Below are 18,989 nucleotides of genomic sequence, written 5' to 3' on the forward strand. Positions count from 1 at the left end.
AATACGGCGGTTGCTTAAAACAGGTTTTTTGGACAACTAGGTTGAAAAACGCCGGTCACCCCATGATCAAATAGTTGCTTCATATAAGTTAACGTGTCATTGACAACGGTCGGCCTCGGAGTTTTCTTTCTATCTTTAACAGACTTCAAAACACTTCGTATATCTAATCCTGTGACATCATTTAATGATATCCCACCGATAATTGGTTTGATCTCTTGACTGTATACCCTAATTGGAATCTTTGGATGTTCCAAACGACCTGTTACTTCTTCGAGCCAATCTTTAGCAAGATCATCAACAGTATTGTAATCGTTTTTTGAAGCTCTTTTCTTCTCCGCTAAGGGATCAGTCCCCTTATTGACTAGTGCTCTAGCTTCAGCCAAAGCGTCACGAGCATCAACCAGCGGCATACCATCAGGTCTTTTCCCATATGTTCCCAATGTCATGCGCTTAGGTTTATTGTGAATTTTATATTGATAAACCCATGAGCCTGTACCAGCTGGAGTTATCCGAAAATATAAATTTTTTTCGATGCGTGTAAGGCTTGGGTGAGCTGTGCCGAGTAGGCTGTTGATTTCAGCATTATTAAAGTCTTTTTTTTTCTTCTTAAACCCATCTATAAAGCTGATGTAGTTTTTGTGTTCTTCTGTTATGTCGTTATGATTCTTGTTCAAACAGCACCCGCAAAGTATGACATAAAAGCCAACAATATGTTAAGCAGAGCCTTTATGTCAAACCTTATGTCATACTATAAATTTAACTTAAAAAGATTAAATTAGATTTAACTAGGTTATAGGTGTAAGCGCAAGCATTTGAATATTAAAGATTTTAAATAAATATTAATCTGGATTAATACTCACTCAATATTCTGGATCTGTTCTCTCATTTGCTCAATCAACACCTTAAGCTCTACCGCAGCGGCGGTGATATCGGCATTAATCGACTTTGAGGCCAGGGTGTTTGCTTCACGGTTAAACTCTTGCATCATGAAGTCCAGACGACGTCCACAAGGGCCGCCTTTTTTCAGAATTTTGCGGGCTTCTTCCACGTGCGCGTCTAAGCGATCGAGCTCTTCGGCTACGTCGGTTTTCTGCGCCAGCATGACCATTTCCTGTTCAACGCGTTGCTGGTCCAGCTCCACTTTAGCTTCTTCAAAACGAGTTAGTAAGCGCTCACGTTGCCAGGCCATAACTTCGGGCATACGTTCACGCACAAAGGCCACCTGCGTGGTCACACCGTCTAAGCGCTCCTGCAGCATGCGATCGATGGCACTGCCTTCACTTTTGCGGTTGTCGATGAAATCAGCAGTGGCTTTATCGAGCGCAGCTAACACTTCCTTTTGCACTTCATCCATGTCTTGTTCATCATTACTCACTACCCCCGGCCACTTGAGCACATCAATTGGATTCAGCTGACCAGCGGCTGATTGCTGACTGACCCATTTAGCGCCAGCGATAACACTTTTAGCCAGCGGTTCATTGATGTTTAATTCTGTCTGGCGTGCTTCGTCCATGTGTATATAGAGTTTGCATTCAACCTTGCCGCGTTGCAGTTTCTTACGAAACTGTTCACGTAAGGTGTTTTCCAGCGAACGGAACGCTTCCGGCAGGCGAAAATAGGTTTCTAAATAGCGCTGGTTAACGGAACGAATTTCCCACGTGGCAGAGCCCCAATCAGCTTTATGCTCGTAACGTGCGTATCCTGTCATGCTTTGAATCATTGCAATTCCTTATTTTTTCGCGTGTTTTTCGCGATTCTTTTGCTTTTGCTCAGCATTTTTCTTGAGCATTACATAGGCTGCGCCGCGGCCGCCGTGCGGTCGTTGCGCGCTATGGAATGCTAGTACCGGCGCCATTTCGCGCAGCCACTTATTCACATAGCTCTTTATCAACGCCGGATGTGGCTTCGAGTGTTTACCTTGCCCATGAATAATTAGCGCAGTGCGAATACCCGCCTGATGACAATCCTGCACAAAGTTAAATACCGCCGTGCGTGCTTCACGCAACGTGTGGTGATGCAAGTTCAGGCTGGCCTCCATGGTGTAGCGGCCTTGTTTCAGGCGTTTAAACACACCGGCTTGCACCCCGTCGCGGTGAAACTCGATAGCTTCACCCGGCTCCACTAAATCGACATATTCAGTCGACAAGAAGTTAGCATTTTCTTCTTCCTCTGCTTCCGCCGCCCGGCGCCGCTCTTTTTGCGCCAGCGTCGGTTCAAAAGCCTGCTTAATATCAGCAACTTCTTCCCCCGCCAAGGGCGTTACGTCAGTCATTTCCTGACGAAACAGCTCAAATTCTTCATCATCTGAACGCGACATACTGCCTCCCGTCCATATTTTTCTAATCGGTCTAGTGTAATACGTTGCTGCGCGAATCGCGATCCATTAATCGTGCAATTCTGCTACAATTGCGCTCAATTTATACATTGCGACATTCACTCAGTAAGGAGATGACATGCGTCCAAGTGGCCGTACGGCACAACAAATTCGACCGGTAACCATTACCCGTAACTTTACCAAACACGCAGAAGGCTCGGTTTTAATCGAGTTTGGCGAAACCAAGGTGCTTTGTAATGCATCGGTAGAGCGCGGCGTTCCGCGCTTTTTAAAAGGTAAAGGCCAGGGCTGGGTTACCGCTGAATACAGCATGTTACCACGCGCAACTCATACCCGTTCCGCCCGCGAAGCTTCCCGCGGTAAGCAAGGTGGTCGCACCTTAGAAATTCAGCGCCTAATTGGTCGCTCGCTGCGTACCTGCATCGACATGAGCGCATTAGGCGAACACACCATTACTATCGACTGTGACGTGATTCAGGCCGACGGTGGCACACGTACCGCGTCTATCACTGGCGCTTGTGTCGCCTTAGTTGACGCGCTGAACTGGATGCGGGCGCAAGGTATGGTTAAAGTGAACCCGTTAAAAGAAATGGTCGCGGCAATTTCAGTCGGTATTTTAGATGGCGAACCGGTCAGCGATCTTGAATACATTGAAGACTCAAAAGCCGATACCGACATGAACATAGTGATGACAGAAGCCGGTAAGTTTATCGAAATTCAGGGCACAGCCGAGGGCGAAGCCTTCAGTTTTGACGAAATGAACAGGCTGGTCGAAATGGCTCGTCACAGCATTCGCGAGTTAATTGATATTCAGAAACAAGCTTTAGCATAAATTTGGTGTAACAGTAGGTGAGGAACCCTTCAGCAATGAAAGCGTATCAAAAAGAGTTTATTGAGTTTGCCATAGAGCGTGGCGTATTAAAGTTTGGTGAGTTTACCTTAAAGTCCGGCCGCACCAGCCCCTACTTTTTTAATGCCGGGCTGTTTAATAAAGGGTCTGACCTGGCTCGCTTAGGCCGCTTTTATGCCGCCGCGCTGGTCGACTCCGGTATCGATTTTGATGTGCTTTTTGGCCCGGCCTACAAAGGCATTCCAATTGCCACCGCCACAGCCGTTGCTTTATACGACCACCATCAGCAGGACACCCCATATTGCTTTAACCGTAAAGAAAAGAAAGACCACGGCGAAGGCGGTAACCTGGTGGGCTCAGCGCTGGAAGGCAAAGTGATGCTGGTGGATGACGTGATCACCGCCGGCACAGCAATTCGCGAAGCCATGGAGATTGTCGAAACGAACGGCGCCGAATTGTCCGGTGTTCTGATTGCTCTAGACCGTCAGGAAAAAGGCAAAGGCGAGTTATCAGCCATTCAAGAAGTTGAGCGTGATTTTGGCGCTCAGGTAGTTAGTATTGTGAGCCTGAATGATGTCATCACCTTTTTGAAAGATGACGACACCTTTAAGGAATATTTACCCAAAGTTGAAGCGTATCGCGCCGAATTCGGCGTCGCCTGATCCGAATGTGCGTAGCCTGACGTTTACGTCAGGTCCAATATCTCACCTGACATGAATGTCAGGCTACGCACCTCAGCACTCGTTTCCCCAGTTTCCCAGCCGTTACAGCTTTTCCTGTGGCTGCCAGGCAATACCAATGCTGCCGTTTACAATCTGGCATTCGCCACCTGAAGACTGCACGCGACTGGATTCCCCGCGCTGTGCAATTAAACGGAAGTCTTTATTCAGCAAGCTAACCTGCTTACGCTCGCCACACAAAATGCGCATAGAATCAATTAAGCCACGATCACTGAGAAAGTTTGTTGTTGGCTCTTCCTGAACCACATCATCACCCTCCGCAAACTCGGCGGTTTGTAATCCATACGGAGAGATAACCCCCGATGCTCCGGCGACCAGATAATGAAACGTAGCAGCTACGGCATTATCGGTTCCTTGTGCATCTTCCACCATAAACGCACCACGCTCACCAATAATGTTGAAAGCACCACTCTCTAAATTCACTTCCATTGCGGTATTTTCGTCAATACCAATAGATAATGGTGTGGAACTCGCAGCTGCCAGACGCATTAAGCGCCCCTGCCGCCCGCGCTCAGAAAACTCAGTATCCAATGTGGCATAGTGAAACAAACTTAAGCCGCCCAGCGGATGGTAAGTCAGGCTATCAGGTCCAACATTCGGCGGACAGGTGGTGTCTAAATTGCAACCAAATGGAGGAGGATCGGAAGCAATCGCTCCCTCTTTTATGGCCTCAGCGGTTGTGCCATTAGAAATCATAGGCTTAGAAGTCATAACCGCAGTGCCGGCACCCGTTCCGCCAATAACCACTTCCTTTTGTTGCACAGCTGCAATAATCGTCTTCAGCACATCGCCGGGTTCATTATTCGCCTTAATAAAGGTTGAACGAGTCAGGTTCTGATCACCATCATTAAAAAACAGTCCATCGGCATCGGCCAGCATCTCTGCGGCCGCATCAGAATCTTTGCAAAAAGCGACTTGCTCCTGATACCAGTCTTTATGCACCCGGTCACGTTCATAAGCACCTAATTGCTTTTGCTGAATTTTTGCCAGTTCATCGCAACGACCTTCCCGCTGAGCTTTTACTACAGCAGAATCCAGTGGCAGCCAATGCACTTCTGCTCCCAGCTGTTCAAATACACTATTGTAAAAATCTATCTTATCGTACGGATTACGTGATGCAGAGGTCAGGAAATACACCTTTGGCTTCCGTTCATCTCCGGCAACTGACTGCGCCATTTCAACAAAGCGCTGAAAAATTGCTTTTGACTCACCTTTGAGGTTTTCATCCAGATTAACCACTTCACGTGCGGAATCCGGAACCGGTAGCTCAATTAAGTCAATAATCCGGTTCCACTCAGCATCTGACAACGAGTTATAAAGCTGTTGTGTCGCCCGCCGGGTAAACTCACGCAGAAAAACGCGCTCAGGAACAATGTCTTCTTTTAAACGCTCGTGAATTAATTCCAGCGCATCAGCAACTTTTTTGCGAGTTTCTTCACGGTAACTAGGCCAAACCGACTCTGCCGTTGCTCTCGAACGAAATTTTTTCGACAGGTTTAAATACCTGTCGGTGCGCATCGTTTCCTTATCAATCCAGTCAACGTCATCACAGTTATCCGACGCGAAACTGGAACAGGCCGTCAGACCGCCACCAGCCAACAATAAATGTCGGTATGTATCGTCATCGGCAGCATTTGACGGCGCCGCAAAAGCTGATGACAATGCCGCCAAAGAGAGCAAGGAAAACAACGACTTAACCATAAATAAAACCCCTAGTTACCGACGGCTTTCACCGCTAGAATATTTCAACTAACAAAATCAACAGGCTGCAACGCTAGAGCGTTAACAACCCAACTGTCAAATATAGGACAATAGATTAACGCATTTATTATAGACAGACCTAACATTCTCGCAGAATTAACTTATGTGATACGGCATAGTAAACTCACTGTTAATAAGCGTAAACCTATGAAAATAAATAATTTTCAGGGCTCGTGACGAGCATCCGAACACTGCTATACTAATCTCTCTTTTATGAAATAAGATCACACGTGTTGTTATGAAGTCACCGTTACGTTTTTGCGTTCTGTTACTGCTCGCGGGCCTGCTCCCGATGACCAGTTTTGCCTTCTCAGAGCAGAAACTGACTTTCCGTGCTCCCGAGGAAGGTCCCTTTACGCAATATGTAACAGCGGTGCTTGAAGAGGCATACGAAAAACTCGGTATTGAACTCGAGTACATCGAACTTCCCCGCTTACGAGGTGAGCAGTTGGCTGCTGAAGGTACCATCGCCGGGGAGCTGGGAAGAACAGCGCTACTTGAAGACAAGCGCCGGCACCTGCGCCGGGTGCCTTTTCCACTATTCACTTTCGATATTATCGCGGTAGCCGATCGTCGTAACTGTGGTTACTGCCCATTGTCAGAAATGAAAAGTCTGGCCTATGTTAACGGTATGGACTCAATTACCAAATTGGTCGAAAACCTGCCTTACGAACCGTCTATTGTCACCCCTATTGATATTGAGCAAGTGGTAAAATTACTCGATTCGGGGCGCATTCAAATGGCATTTATGGGGGATTTTCAATTTGAAAATTCAGATCTGAAAGATAACCCTCATTTAATTACTCATAAGTTATCGACAGAGGTTGGTTTTCATTATCTGAATGAAGAGCATGCGAGACTGATACCTCAACTGACTTATCACCTGCAAACTATGCGCGACAACGGCCGGATGAAGGCACTGCGCGAGCAGTATGGTGTCACCCTGGAAACACCAATACAGCCCATAAAGCGTCCTGAGCAACTGACGGTTGTAGGAGCCATACACCAGGGCTTACTGAATGCCGACGGCACGGGCAAATTATGGAATTTGGCTAAATCCGTATTTCCGACTTTTACCTCCCGGCTCAATACGGTTGTCAGCAGTTGGCAGCGAAGTATTCAATTACTACAGGAAGGCCGTGCAGATGCGTTAATCGGTGTTCGTCCTGATCAGAAAATAAAAAATATCATTCTGTCTAAATATCATATTGGCTACGACGACAGCATTTTTCTTTTCACCCTTGAACAACCGAATGATGGTCCTATTTGTGTATCCGGCCCTCGCTTCATGCAAACCTTAGTGGATACCGACCGACCCTTTTACCGGGCCTCGAATTCACTGGACTGCTTTGCACTGCTGGATATGGAAAGGGTCAGTGCGGTAATAGACTACAAGGACAACCTGCCTGACTGGACCGAAAAGCCCTACAAGAAACAGAAGCTGTCGGGACCACAACCTTTATTCATGGCCTTTCTCGACAACAACAGAGGCCGTGCACTTCGTCAACTATTTGATAACACGCTGTTCGAACAGACAATTGAAAAAAGGGCTAAACAGCAAATTAACGAGCGCCTGTAAAATCGTTCTGGCGCCAGGCTTCATAAGCAAAAATAGCCACTGAATTGGATAAATTCAGGCTTCGGCTGGTGTCCGCCATTGGCAACCGCAACCAGTTCTCTTGTGGAAAAGTTTCCAGGACCTCCATTGGCAGCCCGCGAGTTTCAGGGCCAAACAACAAAACATCGCCGGCCTCATAAGCCACTGCAGAGTAATTTGTCTTACCTTTGGTTGTGCACGCAAAAATGCGGTTAAACGAGGTACTATTCAGAAAGCTCTGCCAGTCTTTATGGATATTTACAGAAGCTAAATCGTGATAATCAAGACCCGCCCGACGTACTTTTTTTTCATCCAGCTCAAACCCTAAGGGCTCAATTAAATGCAAGGACATGCCCGTGTTCGCCGCCAAACGAATAACGTTGCCGGTATTAGGGGGAATTTCAGGCTCAAACAGTACAAGGTGCAACATGGTCGTTTTCATCACTTGGGTAAAAGCGGTAGAATAGCAGAATATCTTTTATAAATGTGTACCGGTACTGTGGCAAATCAGAAAAACTACCAACAGAATTATGCTTTTTGGGTACGACTGGCTAGTACAGCGTCGGTTATCGTTGCCATAATCCTAATTACCATTAAGCTTTTTGCCTGGTTCCAGACAGAATCCGCCAGTATGCTGGCATCTCTCACCGATTCAATTTTAGACAGCGGCGCTTCCATATTCAGCTTTTTTGCGATTCGCTACGCTTTGCAACCAGCAGATGAAGAGCATCGATTCGGTCACGGTAAAGCCGAATCCCTGGCGGCGTTAGCGCAAAGCGCCTTTATTTCCGGTTCCAGCATGCTGCTTATTTTTCACAGCGTTCAACAGTTTATGCAGGGCGGCAGTGTGCCTAAAGTGGGTTACGGTATCGCGGTTTCTGCCATTGCTATTGTCATTACCTTTGTTTTAATTGTTATACAGCGTATGGCTATTCGTCATACCAACTCTCAGGCCGTGCAGGCCGATAATCTTCACTATCAGTCGGACATACTGCTGAACTTAGCCGTTATTGTGGCGTTAATTTTAAGTAGCTATGGCTGGCTCTGGGCTGACAGTATTTTTGCCATGGGCATTGCCGTTTACCTCATTATTGGCGCAGTTCGTATTGGCTGGGATGCATTTCAGGCACTGATGGATCGTGAGTTGTCAGAAGAGCTGCAAGAGCAGATTGCTAATATCACAATGGCGGTAAACGGCGTTAAAGGCTTTCACGGTCTACGCACACGGGAGGCAGGCCCGGTGCGCTTTATTCAGTTACACATTGAGCTGGCCAACGAATTGTCTTTATTACGGGCTCACGCCATTGCCGATGATGTTGAAGCACAGCTGATGAAAGCTTTCCCGGGCGCCGATATTATTGTCCACATGGATCCTGAAATTGTCGCCGTGGTAGAAGGTTCACTTAAGCGTTAGCAAGTTTCCGGGTTTCTTCAATAAGAGCGTCCAGCACAGGTTGACGAAACTTGTCAGTTTCCATCATAAGCTCGTGCGATGCACCTTTAATGGTCTCAAACCTAAAGTGGTCCCGGGTAACCGCAGCAGCTACTTTCTTTTGTCCTGACGCGGAAACCACTTTATCATTCCCTGCCTGAAACAGAATGACCGAAATGGTAATGTCATTTGCCAGTTTCTGCGCGTTGATAGCGGCACTGATGGCCTCATACAGCCAATTAAATGTGGGCCCGCCTAGCTGAACATCCGAAACATTATCATAAGCATCCCGAAACGCCTTATATCGCTGTCGGCTATGTGTCAGAACGTTCTCTTCAAAAGGCACCGGCTTATAATTTCCCATACCGAGAAAATACCACGGTTTTGCCAGCCAGCGGTTTAACCAGGCTCCCGCAAAAACTATCCAACGCGCGAACCAATAAGGCACTATTCCTGTTTCTATAGAAAACATAGGAGCAGAGAGTATGAGTTTTTTATAAGGATGCTGGTAAGTGGCACAGTAAATGGTCGCTATTGTTCCGCCCATCGAGTGAGAAAACAGTGTTTTGGGTACATCGCCAAATCGTGCCACTAACAGGTTGGTAAAGTCCGAAAAGTCACGTACAAAGTCATTAAAGTTTTCGACATGTCCCTGATGAGGGTTCGCCGTCAGGCGCCCCGACAATCCCTGCCCACGGTGATCCAGTGCCGCAACAGAAAAGCCCTGCTGTGCCAGCTCCCAAAACAGTTCCTGATACTTCAGTGCCGACTCTATTCGCCCCGGAGCAATAACCACTAAGGGTGCGGAGTCACTATGTCGGTAATAGGCAAAATGTAATTTGAGACCATCAAACGCAGCAAAATACTCAGAGGTAACTTGTTGTTCCCAAAAGACTTCGACTTGAGCCTTAAAAAACTCCAGCCATTCGGGCGTGTCGTCTGCAGGGCGTTGTTGTGTAGTAGGCGGTTGCTTCATTCTTTCTGTTCGGGCTGACTTTTGGGTAAGTCTAACACGACTTCAAGTCCCCCTTCAGAGTGATTATGAGCTTTTAATTCACCACCCAGAACAGCCGCCGCGCGATGACTCAAGGCTAAACCAAGACCAACGCCGGCTTTATGGTGTCGCGCCGGATCGCCGCGATAAAAAGGCACAAACAGTTTACTTATGGTGCTCTCATCAACCCCCGGGCCGTGATCCCGAATGCGAATATGACAGCCTTTGCCGTAATCGTCACAGGAAAGCTCTACGTTATCTTCGGTGTAGTGCAGTGCATTACGGACAATATTTTCCAGAACCAGCCGCAGCAATTCAGGGTCAGTATCAATAACCGGCCAGTTGCTACCATGCCGCAGCAAGCGCTCGCGTACTTCTGGATGCTGATAACACATATCATTAATAAGCTGCTGCACCAGTTCACCGCTATCCAGGCTTTCATGGTTCAGATCAACCAGCCCATTCTCCAGTCTCGACAGCGAAAGAATTCGCTCAATAATCACACTGAGACGTTCCGTATCGCGGCGCAATTGTTGCCAATTAGGGTCGTCCTCATTGCAATCGGCTAAATCCAGAGCCACCTGCATACGCGCCATAGGTGAACGTAATTCGTGCGATACATCGCTGAGTAATCGCCGTTGCGCGTCACGCGAAGTTGCTAAGTCGACCGCCCCTTGCGATAAAGCCCGTGCCAGTTCACCAATTTCATCACCACGTTTAGGTAAACGTTTAAGTTCAGGCGTTGCACTACCATCAGCCACTTCGCGCATTGCCAGAATCATTCGTCGTATAGGTCGAATAAGCCAAATACCCAGTAATACTGCGAGTAAACCGCTACCAACCATTAAGGTCAGTATGCGCGCGCGGGTCGATTCTGCTTCCAACCGCTCACGGTCAACCTGCTCTTCAATGCCTAAGGGCTTAGTCACCAGAATTTTATTGCCGTCGAGCTCGAACGGACCCATTAACAAACGCTCGTCCAGAGGAATCTGCTGCGGAGACTCTTGACCCAGCATACGCAATAGCGTGGAACCGTGACTTACGCGCAGCATCTCGTCCATTAATAGCTTTTCGCTGCCCTGCACCGACAACTGTGCGGCAACGCGGTAGTCGCCAGCAATAAGCCGGCCGGGTTGTAGAGAGTGAAAGGTTAACGCATCGCTCAATAAAGGCTGTAACGTCTGATAAATCTCCGGCTCCAGTGGTTTAAGTTCAGCTTTAGGTTTGTTCCAAACCGCCAACAAATAACCACTGGCCGCTGTGACCGAAAGCAGCGCCCAAAAAATGAAAAGTAATCTCAGAGCAAGCGATCGGTACCACCGCGTACGCCGGTTCTTCATAAGCTTGCAATCAGTCGGTAGCCGCGACCTCGTATAGTTTGAATACGATCAGGTTTTGCCGGGAATTTCTTCCGGATGTTACTAATATGCACGTCAAGACTGCGGTCAAAAGGCTCCATTTTTCGTCCCAGTGCCGCAACAGAAAGCTGATCTTTACTGACCATTTGACCGGCTTGCTGCATCAGACAACGCAAAATATCAAACTCAGTTGGTGTCAGAATCAGTTCAGCATCATCGCATTTTACTTCCGTAGTAGCCGGATCCAGCACTATGCCACAAACGTTCAGGCTTTCATTCTGCATGGTTGTGTTTGGCGTGCGACGCAGCAAAGCTCTTACACGGGCAATCAGCTCACGTGGATTAAAAGGCTTTGGCAGATAATCATCTGCGCCAAGCTCCAGCCCCATGACTCTGTCATCATCGTCACCACGAGCCGTCAGCATCAGCACCGCGGTATCACGATGTTGTTGGCGTAACCGCTGCAAAAGCTGCATACCATCAATGCCGGGTAGCATAACGTCCAGCAAAATAAGTTCGTAGTCACCGTTAAGTGCTTTATCAAGACCAGTGACACCATCTTCGGCGACACTTAAATCCACAGATTCACGTTTAAACAATTCTGTCAGCATGACAGACATTTCAGTATCATCGTCAATGAGTAGTACGGAATGTCTCATAACTTGTTGTTCTCTCCAGAAATAAATCCATGATCCAAAATGCCGGGGATGGATACGACCCTCTTTACATAACTTTTACTTTAGCAGAGTTTTCAACTTTCGGGTTAAGGTATTCCTTCCCCAGCCCAGCCATGCGGCTGCTTTTTGTTTATGTCCGGAAAAACGTTTTAAAGCAGTCTGTAACGCAACCTGCTCCAGCTGCTGCTGATAACTTTGCAGAACATCCTGCGAGTTTAACGGCTGCTGTTCCAGCTCAGTTTGCAAAAAGTGTAACCAGGTAAGCTCACCGCCTGGCTCTGTCGAACCTGGCTCTGAAGTCACCAGAATGTCTTCAGGCAAGTCCCGGGGACTTATTTGCTGCCCGGGCGCCATAACGGTTAGCCAGCGACAGGTATTTTCCAGTTGTCGGACGTTACCTGGCCAATTGTAACTCTTTAATGTGCTAAGCGTTTCATTTAACAATGTTTTTGGTGTGACATTCAACTCTTCGGCCGACTTTTTAAGAAAGTGTCTTGCCAGAGTATCGATATCTTCCGCCCGCTCACGCAGAGGCGGCAGCCGCAAACGGATAACGTTAAGACGATGATAAAGGTCATCCCTGAATGTGCCCTGGTTAACCAAGTGTTCTAGTTCCCGGTGGGTGGCGGCAATAACGCGCACATCCACTTTTACCGGTTGCAACGCTCCCACCGGGTAAAACTGTCCTTCGGCCAGAACTCTCAACAGCCGTGTCTGAACTGGTAAAGGCATATCGCCAATTTCATCCAGAAACAAAGTACCACCGTCAGCTTGCTGAAAACGCCCGACGCGTTTACGGTCGGCTCCGGTAAAGGCCCCGCGTTCGTGCCCGAACAGCTCCGACTCAATTAAATCGGCGGGTATTGCTGCCATGTTAAGCGCAATAAAAGGTTTATCCGCCCGTGGGCTGTGTTTATGCAGAGCTCGCGCGACAACTTCTTTGCCAGTACCGGTTTCTCCGGTAAGCAGCACACTAACGCTTGAGCCCGACAAGCGACCGATAGCACGAAACACATCCTGCATAGGCGTGGCTTCACCAATAAGCTCGGGAACTGAATTTGCGTCTATTTGCGCGGGCGCATTTTCACTTTGTCTGGCATGCTGCAGAGCACGGTCAACGGCGGTAATAGCTTCATCAATGTCAAAGGGCTTTGCCAGATACTCAAATGCGCCGCCCTGAAACGCTTTTACCGTTGTCTCGAGATCGGAATGCGCGGTCATAACCACAACAGGCAAATGCGCCTCGGTCTGATGCAGCCGCTCCAGTACAGCCAGGCCGTTTTCTCCCGGCATACGGATATCGGTGAGCACAACGGTTGGTTTATCGCTCTTTAGAGCCATGAAAAAGTCTTCGCCATTGGCAAAACTGCGCACGTGATAACGGCTATCAGCAAAGGCTTTTTCCAGTACCCAGCGAATAGAGTCGTCATCATCAATTATCCATAACTGAGCATTAGTGGTCATCCGTCACCTCATTACCATTTTCTGCTGAAAGATAAGGCAAATACACTGAAAATCGGGTTTTTCCGGGACTGGAATCAAAATCAATTTTCCCTTTATGCTGATGCACTAAATTTTGTGCCAGCGACAAGCCGAGTCCGGTTCCTTCAGCACGGCCGCTTATCAACGGATAAAACAGGGTTTCGCGCAACTCGGCCGGAATACCGGGCCCATTATCGGTCAAAGTAACCACCGCACATTGTCGATAGCGCTGTCCAAACAGAGTCAATTGGTGTTCTACCCGCGTTTTAATTGTAATAGTGCCTTCGCCTGACATAGCTTGTGCTGCATTTTGGGCAATATTCAAAAACACCTGTTCACAAGCTTCCGCAACCACCTGAATATCCGGCAGCGACGGGTCGTAATCCCGAACTAAATTCAGCGAGTCTCCATATTCGTACACCAAAGTTCTGGCAACTCTTTCCAACACTTCATGAATATTGGTTTCCTTCGACTCGCCCCTTTTTACCGGCCCTAATAACCTGTCGACCAAATACCTTAACCGGTCCGACTGGGTGATGATCAAGTCCGTATACTCTGTCAGGCTCTCGTCCGGAAGTTGCCGTGCCAGTAACTGCGCAGCGCCGCGTAAACCTCCCAGAGGGTTCTTTATTTCATGCGCCATACCGCGCAATAAGTGCTGGGTAGCGAATAGCTGATTACGCTGTTGATCTTCCTGATTTATTCGCCGCAACTGGTCTACTTGTTTTAATTCCAGTAGCAAAGCACGTCCAAAAGGTTGCTCTACTGTTTGAATACTGGTTTCCACCCGAATATTGTGCCCGGAATGCAGCGCGAACTGAGCTTCCGCATTCAGCACCGTTTGCTCGCTATTCAGGCACTCCATCAGCGTTTCTGACGCCAGCGAACACTGATAAAAAGCCGCAGTGAAAGGTTCGCCCAACAGGCGTTTTGCACTGTGATCGAGTAAGGATTCAGCAGACGAATTGACGTAACGGATGGTCAGGCGATCATCGAGGATGAGTATGCCTGTGAGTAGTTGGTTAAGTAGCGCGCTATCGTTCACGAAGGCAGGATAAATTACGCACCAAGTTGGTGCAACCGGGTAAGGCAAGACACCTTACCCGGCCAGTAACCATTAAACGCTGTAGTACATATCGAATTCTACCGGGTGGGTAGTCTTCTTCAATGTCTCTACTTCGTTGTACTTAAGATCGATGTAGGCATCAATCATGTCGTCGTCCATAACGCCGCCTTGCTTAAGGAAGTCGCGGTCTTTATCCAGCGCGTCCAGAGCCATTTCCAGTGAGTGACAAACGGTCGGAATGTCTTTCGCTTCTTCAGGAGGCAGATTGTATAAATCTTTGTCCATGGCATCGCCAGGGTGGATCTTGTTACGGATACCGTCAAGGCCAGCCATTAACAGCGCAGTAAAGGCCAGGTACGGGTTCGCACTTGGGTCAGGGAAGCGCACTTCAATACGGCGACCTTTCGCGCTGGAAACCAATGGAATACGGATAGAAGCCGAACGGTTACGGGCGGAATAAGCCAGCATCACCGGTGCTTCAAAACCAGGAACCAGACGCTTGTACGAGTTAGTAGAGGCGTTCGCAAAAGCGTTAATGGCACGTGCGTGCTTAATAATACCGCCAATATAGAACAGCGCGGTTTCGCTCAAGCCTGCGTACTGGTCGCCGGCAAATAAGTTTTCGCCGCCTTTGTTCAGTGACATATGCACGTGCATGCCAGAGCCGTTATCGCCAACCAGTGGCTTCGGCATAAAGGTTGCGGTCATGCCGTAAGAGTGCGCGACGTTATGCACCACATACTTATAAACCTGCAGTTCATCAGCTTTCTTAGTCAGAGTATTGAAGCGTGTAGCCACTTCGTTCTGACCTGCTGTTGCTACTTCGTGGTGATGGGCTTCAACAACCATACCCATGTCTTCCATTACTAAGCTCATGGTGCCACGAATGTCGTGCGCTGAGTCTACCGGAGGTACCGGGAAGTAGCCGCCTTTTACTCCAGGACGGTGAGCCAGGTTACCTTCTGAATATTCACGGCCTGAGTTCCACTTCGCTTCTTCCGCGTCAATCTTGTAGAACGAACCACTCATGTCTGTGTGGAAACGTACGTCGTTGAACAGGAAGAACTCAGGTTCCGGACCGAAGTAAGCGTCGTCTGCAATGCCTGATGAGCGCAGGAAATCTTCCGCACGCTTTGCAATTGAACGAGGGTCACGGCTATAGCCCTGCATAGTTTCCGGCTCAAGAATGTCACAACGTACATTCAATGTGACTTCATCAGTAAAGGGATCAATCACCGCAGACTCGTTGTCTGGCATCAGTACCATGTCTGATTCGTTAATGCCTTTCCAGCCGGAAATAGATGAACCATCAAACATTTTACCTTCTTCAAAGAAGTCTTCATCGATTTGCGACACCGGAATAGTGACGTGTTGCTCTTTACCTTTAGTATCGGTAAAGCGTAAATCGACGAATTTTACGTCGTGTTCTTTGATGGTATCGAAAATCTTATTAGCTGACATGTTGTCCTCCGTAGACAGCGTCTAAAAATACAGCTTGAGTATAGCAAAGCCTGTGCCAACTGACTTTTTTGTTTATATTCATAAAGTTAGTTCATTTAGCACTATAATGCGTAAATTAATACGCACCAGTATAGCGCATAACGCACAAAATTGGTGCAAAAGTAACATTCTAAGATAACGTCATAAAAATATAACGAACAAAAAACAATCAGGTCTTTCTTAATCCAACTCAAAAAGGTAGAATACGCCGCTATTTTTCACAAAACCCCTTGGACGGGTTTCATTCCCGGACAACTACAGGCAGTTCTTAATGACAATTCAGGTATTTGATATAGAAAAATTACGCAACATCGCGATTATCGCGCACGTTGACCATGGTAAAACCACCCTAGTCGACAAGTTGTTGCAACAATCTGGCACTTTAGAAAGCCGTGGCGAAATAGAAGACCGTATTATGGATTCCAACGATCTTGAAAAAGAACGTGGTATTACTATCCTCGCCAAAAACACCGCGGTTAACTGGCAAGATTACCGCATCAACATTCTGGATACTCCGGGACACGCCGATTTCGGTGGCGAAGTTGAACGCGTACTTTCTATGGCAGACTCCGTATTGTTAGTGGTTGATGCCGTTGACGGTCCTATGCCTCAAACTCGATTTGTCACGCAGAAAGCTTTCTCTCATGGTTTGAACCCTATTCTTGTTATTAACAAAGTTGACCGTCCTGGTGCACGCCCTGACTGGGTGATGGATCAGGTATTCGACTTATTTGATAACCTGGGCGCTACTGACGAACAGCTGGACTTTCCGGTAGTTTACGCATCAGCGCTTAACGGCTGGGCATCATTAGACATAGAAGATCAAGACGGCGACATGACGCCATTGTTCGAAACTATCGTTAGTAAGGTAAGCCATCCCGATGCTGACCCTGAAAGCGACCTGCAAATGCAGGTGTCACAGCTTGATTACTCGAGCTACTTAGGCGTTATTGGTATTGGTCGCGTTACCCGCGGTAGCGTTAAAGTGAACCAGCAAGTGACTATTGTTGGTGCCGACGGCAAAGAACGTAACGGAAAAATTGGTAAAGTCTTTAGCTACCTGGGTCTTGACCACATTGAAGCGGACAAAGCTGCAGCAGGCGACATCTGCGCCATTACCGGTCTGGGCGAGCTAAAAATCTCCGACACCGTGTGTGCAGTTGGTAAAGCTGAAGCTATGAAGCCACTGACCGTTGACGAGCCAACAGTAACTATGACCTTCCAGGTAAACACCTCACCTTTCGCAGGTAAAGAAGGAAAGTTTGTTACTTCTCGTCAAATTCTTGAACGTTTGCAACAAGAGTTGGTTCATAACGTAGCTTTACGTGTTGAAGAAACTGACAACCCGGATCGTTTCCGCGTATCTGGCCGTGGTGAGCTTCACTTAGGTGTTCTTATTGAAAACATGCGTCGTGAAGGTTTTGAATTAGCCGTTTCTCGTCCAGAAGTTATCATCAAGTACGAAGATGGTAAGAAAATGGAACCTTATGAAACCATGACGGTTGATATTGAAGAGCAGCATCAAGGTGCGGTTATGGAAAAATTAGGCTTGCGTAAAGCCGAAATGACCAACATGACACCAGACGGTAAAGGTCGCGTTCGCGTTGATTTTGAAGTACCAAGCCGTGGTTTGATTGGCTTCCAGACAGAATTCATGACACTGACTTCAGGTACTGGCCTTATGTACCATACGTTTGACCACTACGGTCCGCACAAAGGCGGAACCATCGGTCAGCGTAGTAACGGTGTACTGATTTCAAATGCTCAGGGTAAAGCTCTGACTTACTCACTGTTTAACCTGCAGGAGCGCGGTAAGTTATTTGCATCACACGGTGATGAAGTTTATGAAGGCCAGATCATCGGTATTCATAACCGTTCAAACGACCTGACAGTAAACTGCCTGAAAGGTAAACAGCTGACTAACGTACGCGCTTCTGGTACTGACGAAGCACAGACCTTAAGTACACCAATTCGTTTAACGTTGGAGCAAGCACTGGAATTCATCAATGACGATGAACTGGTCGAAGTGACACCTGAGTCTATTCGTATTCGTAAACGCGCACTGACAGAAAACGATCGTAAACGTTTAGGTCGTGAGCCGAAGAACGGTTAAGATTTGCAGAGCTGTTATAAAAAGACGCCCGCTACTTTAGCGGGCGTTTTTTATAACCAAAATTCAGCTTATCAGCTAGTTCGCACTCAGCAACTCCGGTTGCGGCAATACAAAGTAGAAAATCGAGAAGAAATGGAAGACGCTGCCCGCCAATACAAACAAATGCCAGATGGCATGATGATAAGGCAGAGATTTCCAGACATAAAAGATAACACCCAGCGTATAAGCTAAACCGCCGGCGACAAGCAACATCAAGCCACCTGCATCCACATTATCAATCATCGGGTTAATCGCAATAATCGCCATCCAGCCCATTCCAAGGTAGAGAGTAAGCGACAGCCAGGCAATTCGCTTTTTCAGCGTCAGCTCAAGCACGACACCCACCAAAGCAATTCCCCAAGCCACGCCCAATAAGGTCCAGCCCCAGGCATCTCTTAAATTGATTAAAGCAAATGGCGTATAAGTACCAGCAATTAAAATGTAAATAGCGGCATGATCAAGCTGTTGAAACACCGCTTTCATTTTTGGCCAGGGAAACGCATGATAAAGCGTTGAAGCGGTATAAAGCAGAATAAGACTAGCACCGTAGATACTCGCAGCAACAACATGCCAACCATCACCGTAAGCCGCCGCCCAAATCAACATGAAAACTAAAGCAACAATACTTAAAACGGCACCAATGCCATGAGTTAATGCATGAGCCACCTCTTCCTTTACGGTATAGACTTTATGCTGATTGCTCATCCTCGTTCCATTCCCGGCGTCTCATAACCTTTACTGATATTCTTGAGTGCCCTTATAAACTGGTCATACTGTCTTTCATTGTCGTATTTTAAGTTATATGAGTTATGAAACTGCAGGGTTAGCGTGACACCATGCCCTTCCAAAAAAACGGTATAACCGTCATGGTCGGTATAAGCTTCTATTCCGTCCAAGTAGTGACGTCCCTGACGAGCTTCGCCATGAGTGTGGATCTTTTCGTACGCATCCAACATCAGTTTGTTATCAAGTTCGTTTTTCATCACACACCTCAGCGTTTTCTAACTAAATGTATACCCTTATTATTAGGGTCGAATGTCCATTC

Annotated in this window: 18 protein-coding genes; 5 read left to right on the forward strand and 13 right to left on the reverse strand. The window is 47.5% G+C overall.

Going from position 1 to position 18,989, the window contains the following annotated elements; all coding sequences use genetic code 11:
• Positions 1-14 precede the first annotated feature (14 nt).
• The 3 genes from B2U97_RS00295 to smrA all read right to left on the reverse strand — a co-directional run bounded on the left by B2U97_RS00295 (position 15) and on the right by smrA (position 2,317).
• Positions 15-674, reverse strand: a complete 660-nt coding sequence (locus tag B2U97_RS00295) for an integrase arm-type DNA-binding domain-containing protein (protein ID WP_272990154.1) — start codon at positions 672-674, stop codon at positions 15-17.
• Positions 675-856: 182 nt separating this feature from the next.
• Positions 857-1,720 (reverse strand): YicC/YloC family endoribonuclease, encoded by an 864-nt coding sequence (locus tag B2U97_RS00300; RefSeq protein ID WP_034822739.1) that lies wholly within the window; start codon positions 1,718-1,720, stop codon positions 857-859.
• A gap of 9 nt (positions 1,721-1,729) precedes the next feature.
• Positions 1,730-2,317: a DNA endonuclease SmrA gene (smrA, locus tag B2U97_RS00305; protein ID WP_034822740.1), complete on the reverse strand. Its 588-nt coding sequence runs from the start codon at positions 2,315-2,317 to the stop codon at positions 1,730-1,732.
• Positions 2,318-2,453: 136 nt separating this feature from the next.
• Between smrA and rph the strand changes: the two genes are divergently transcribed.
• Positions 2,454-3,167, forward strand: a complete 714-nt coding sequence (gene rph, locus B2U97_RS00310) for a ribonuclease PH (protein ID WP_034822742.1) — start codon at positions 2,454-2,456, stop codon at positions 3,165-3,167.
• Between the two features lie 35 nt (positions 3,168-3,202).
• Entirely contained in the window at positions 3,203-3,847 is a 645-nt protein-coding gene (pyrE, locus tag B2U97_RS00315) for an orotate phosphoribosyltransferase (protein ID WP_034822744.1), read from the forward strand.
• 102 nt (positions 3,848-3,949) lie between these two features.
• Here pyrE and B2U97_RS00320 read toward each other — a convergent pair whose 3' ends face one another.
• A complete protein-coding gene (locus tag B2U97_RS00320; protein ID WP_034822746.1) occupies positions 3,950-5,626 on the reverse strand; it encodes a cyanophycinase in 1,677 nt (558 codons plus the stop codon).
• A gap of 298 nt (positions 5,627-5,924) precedes the next feature.
• Between B2U97_RS00320 and B2U97_RS00325 the strand changes: the two genes are divergently transcribed.
• On the forward strand, positions 5,925-7,265 hold the full coding sequence (locus tag B2U97_RS00325; protein ID WP_016341407.1) for a hypothetical protein: 1,341 nt from the start codon (positions 5,925-5,927) through the stop codon (positions 7,263-7,265).
• On the opposite strand, the gene trmL is transcribed toward B2U97_RS00325, so the two are convergent.
• A complete protein-coding gene (gene trmL, locus B2U97_RS00330) occupies positions 7,249-7,713 on the reverse strand; it encodes a tRNA (uridine(34)/cytosine(34)/5-carboxymethylaminomethyluridine(34)-2'-O)-methyltransferase TrmL (protein ID WP_011235655.1) in 465 nt (154 codons plus the stop codon). The two genes, B2U97_RS00325 and trmL, sit on opposite strands and share 17 nt — an antisense overlap.
• Before the next feature lie 54 nt (positions 7,714-7,767).
• On the opposite strand from trmL, the gene B2U97_RS00335 reads away from it, so the two are divergent.
• Entirely contained in the window at positions 7,768-8,697 is a 930-nt protein-coding gene (locus B2U97_RS00335) for a cation diffusion facilitator family transporter (RefSeq protein ID WP_011235656.1), read from the forward strand.
• Here the strand turns inward: B2U97_RS00335 and B2U97_RS00340 are convergent.
• The 6 genes from B2U97_RS00340 to glnA form a co-directional block, all read right to left on the reverse strand.
• Positions 8,687-9,691, reverse strand: a complete 1,005-nt coding sequence (locus tag B2U97_RS00340; protein WP_011235657.1) for an alpha/beta hydrolase — start codon at positions 9,689-9,691, stop codon at positions 8,687-8,689. The two genes, B2U97_RS00335 and B2U97_RS00340, sit on opposite strands and share 11 nt — an antisense overlap.
• On the reverse strand, positions 9,688-10,950 hold the full coding sequence (locus B2U97_RS00345) for a sensor histidine kinase (RefSeq protein WP_227016379.1): 1,263 nt from the start codon (positions 10,948-10,950) through the stop codon (positions 9,688-9,690). The genes B2U97_RS00340 and B2U97_RS00345 overlap by 4 nt, the downstream gene beginning before the upstream one ends.
• A gap of 95 nt (positions 10,951-11,045) precedes the next feature.
• Complete coding sequence (locus B2U97_RS00350) at positions 11,046-11,726, reverse strand: response regulator transcription factor (protein ID WP_011235659.1); 681 nt, start codon at positions 11,724-11,726, stop codon at positions 11,046-11,048.
• A 75-nt stretch (positions 11,727-11,801) separates the two neighbouring features.
• Positions 11,802-13,208 (reverse strand): nitrogen regulation protein NR(I), encoded by a 1,407-nt coding sequence (gene ntrC / locus B2U97_RS00355; protein ID WP_011235660.1) that lies wholly within the window; start codon positions 13,206-13,208, stop codon positions 11,802-11,804.
• Positions 13,198-14,271, reverse strand: coding sequence for a nitrogen regulation protein NR(II) (gene glnL, locus B2U97_RS00360; RefSeq protein WP_231378597.1), 1,074 nt, complete (start codon positions 14,269-14,271; stop codon positions 13,198-13,200). The genes ntrC and glnL overlap by 11 nt, the downstream gene beginning before the upstream one ends.
• A 72-nt stretch (positions 14,272-14,343) precedes the next feature.
• Positions 14,344-15,753: a glutamate--ammonia ligase gene (gene glnA, locus B2U97_RS00365; protein ID WP_011235662.1), complete on the reverse strand. Its 1,410-nt coding sequence runs from the start codon at positions 15,751-15,753 to the stop codon at positions 14,344-14,346.
• 310 nt (positions 15,754-16,063) lie between these two features.
• On the opposite strand from glnA, the gene typA reads away from it, so the two are divergent.
• Positions 16,064-17,905: a translational GTPase TypA gene (gene typA, locus B2U97_RS00370; RefSeq protein WP_034822749.1), complete on the forward strand. Its 1,842-nt coding sequence runs from the start codon at positions 16,064-16,066 to the stop codon at positions 17,903-17,905.
• 75 nt (positions 17,906-17,980) lie between these two features.
• On the opposite strand, the gene trhA is transcribed toward typA, so the two are convergent.
• Both trhA and B2U97_RS00380 read right to left on the reverse strand, forming a co-directional pair.
• Positions 17,981-18,649 carry a PAQR family membrane homeostasis protein TrhA gene (gene trhA / locus B2U97_RS00375; protein WP_011235664.1) on the reverse strand — a complete coding sequence of 223 codons (669 nt, stop codon included), beginning with the start codon at positions 18,647-18,649 and terminating at the stop codon, positions 17,981-17,983.
• Entirely contained in the window at positions 18,646-18,927 is a 282-nt protein-coding gene (locus B2U97_RS00380; protein ID WP_011235665.1) for a DUF3081 domain-containing protein, read from the reverse strand. The genes trhA and B2U97_RS00380 overlap by 4 nt, the downstream gene beginning before the upstream one ends.
• Between the last annotated feature and the right edge of the window lie 62 nt (positions 18,928-18,989).

Source organism: Idiomarina sp. UBA3176 (assembly GCF_002364295.1).
GTDB classification, from domain to species: domain Bacteria; phylum Pseudomonadota; class Gammaproteobacteria; order Enterobacterales; family Alteromonadaceae; genus Idiomarina; species Idiomarina loihiensis.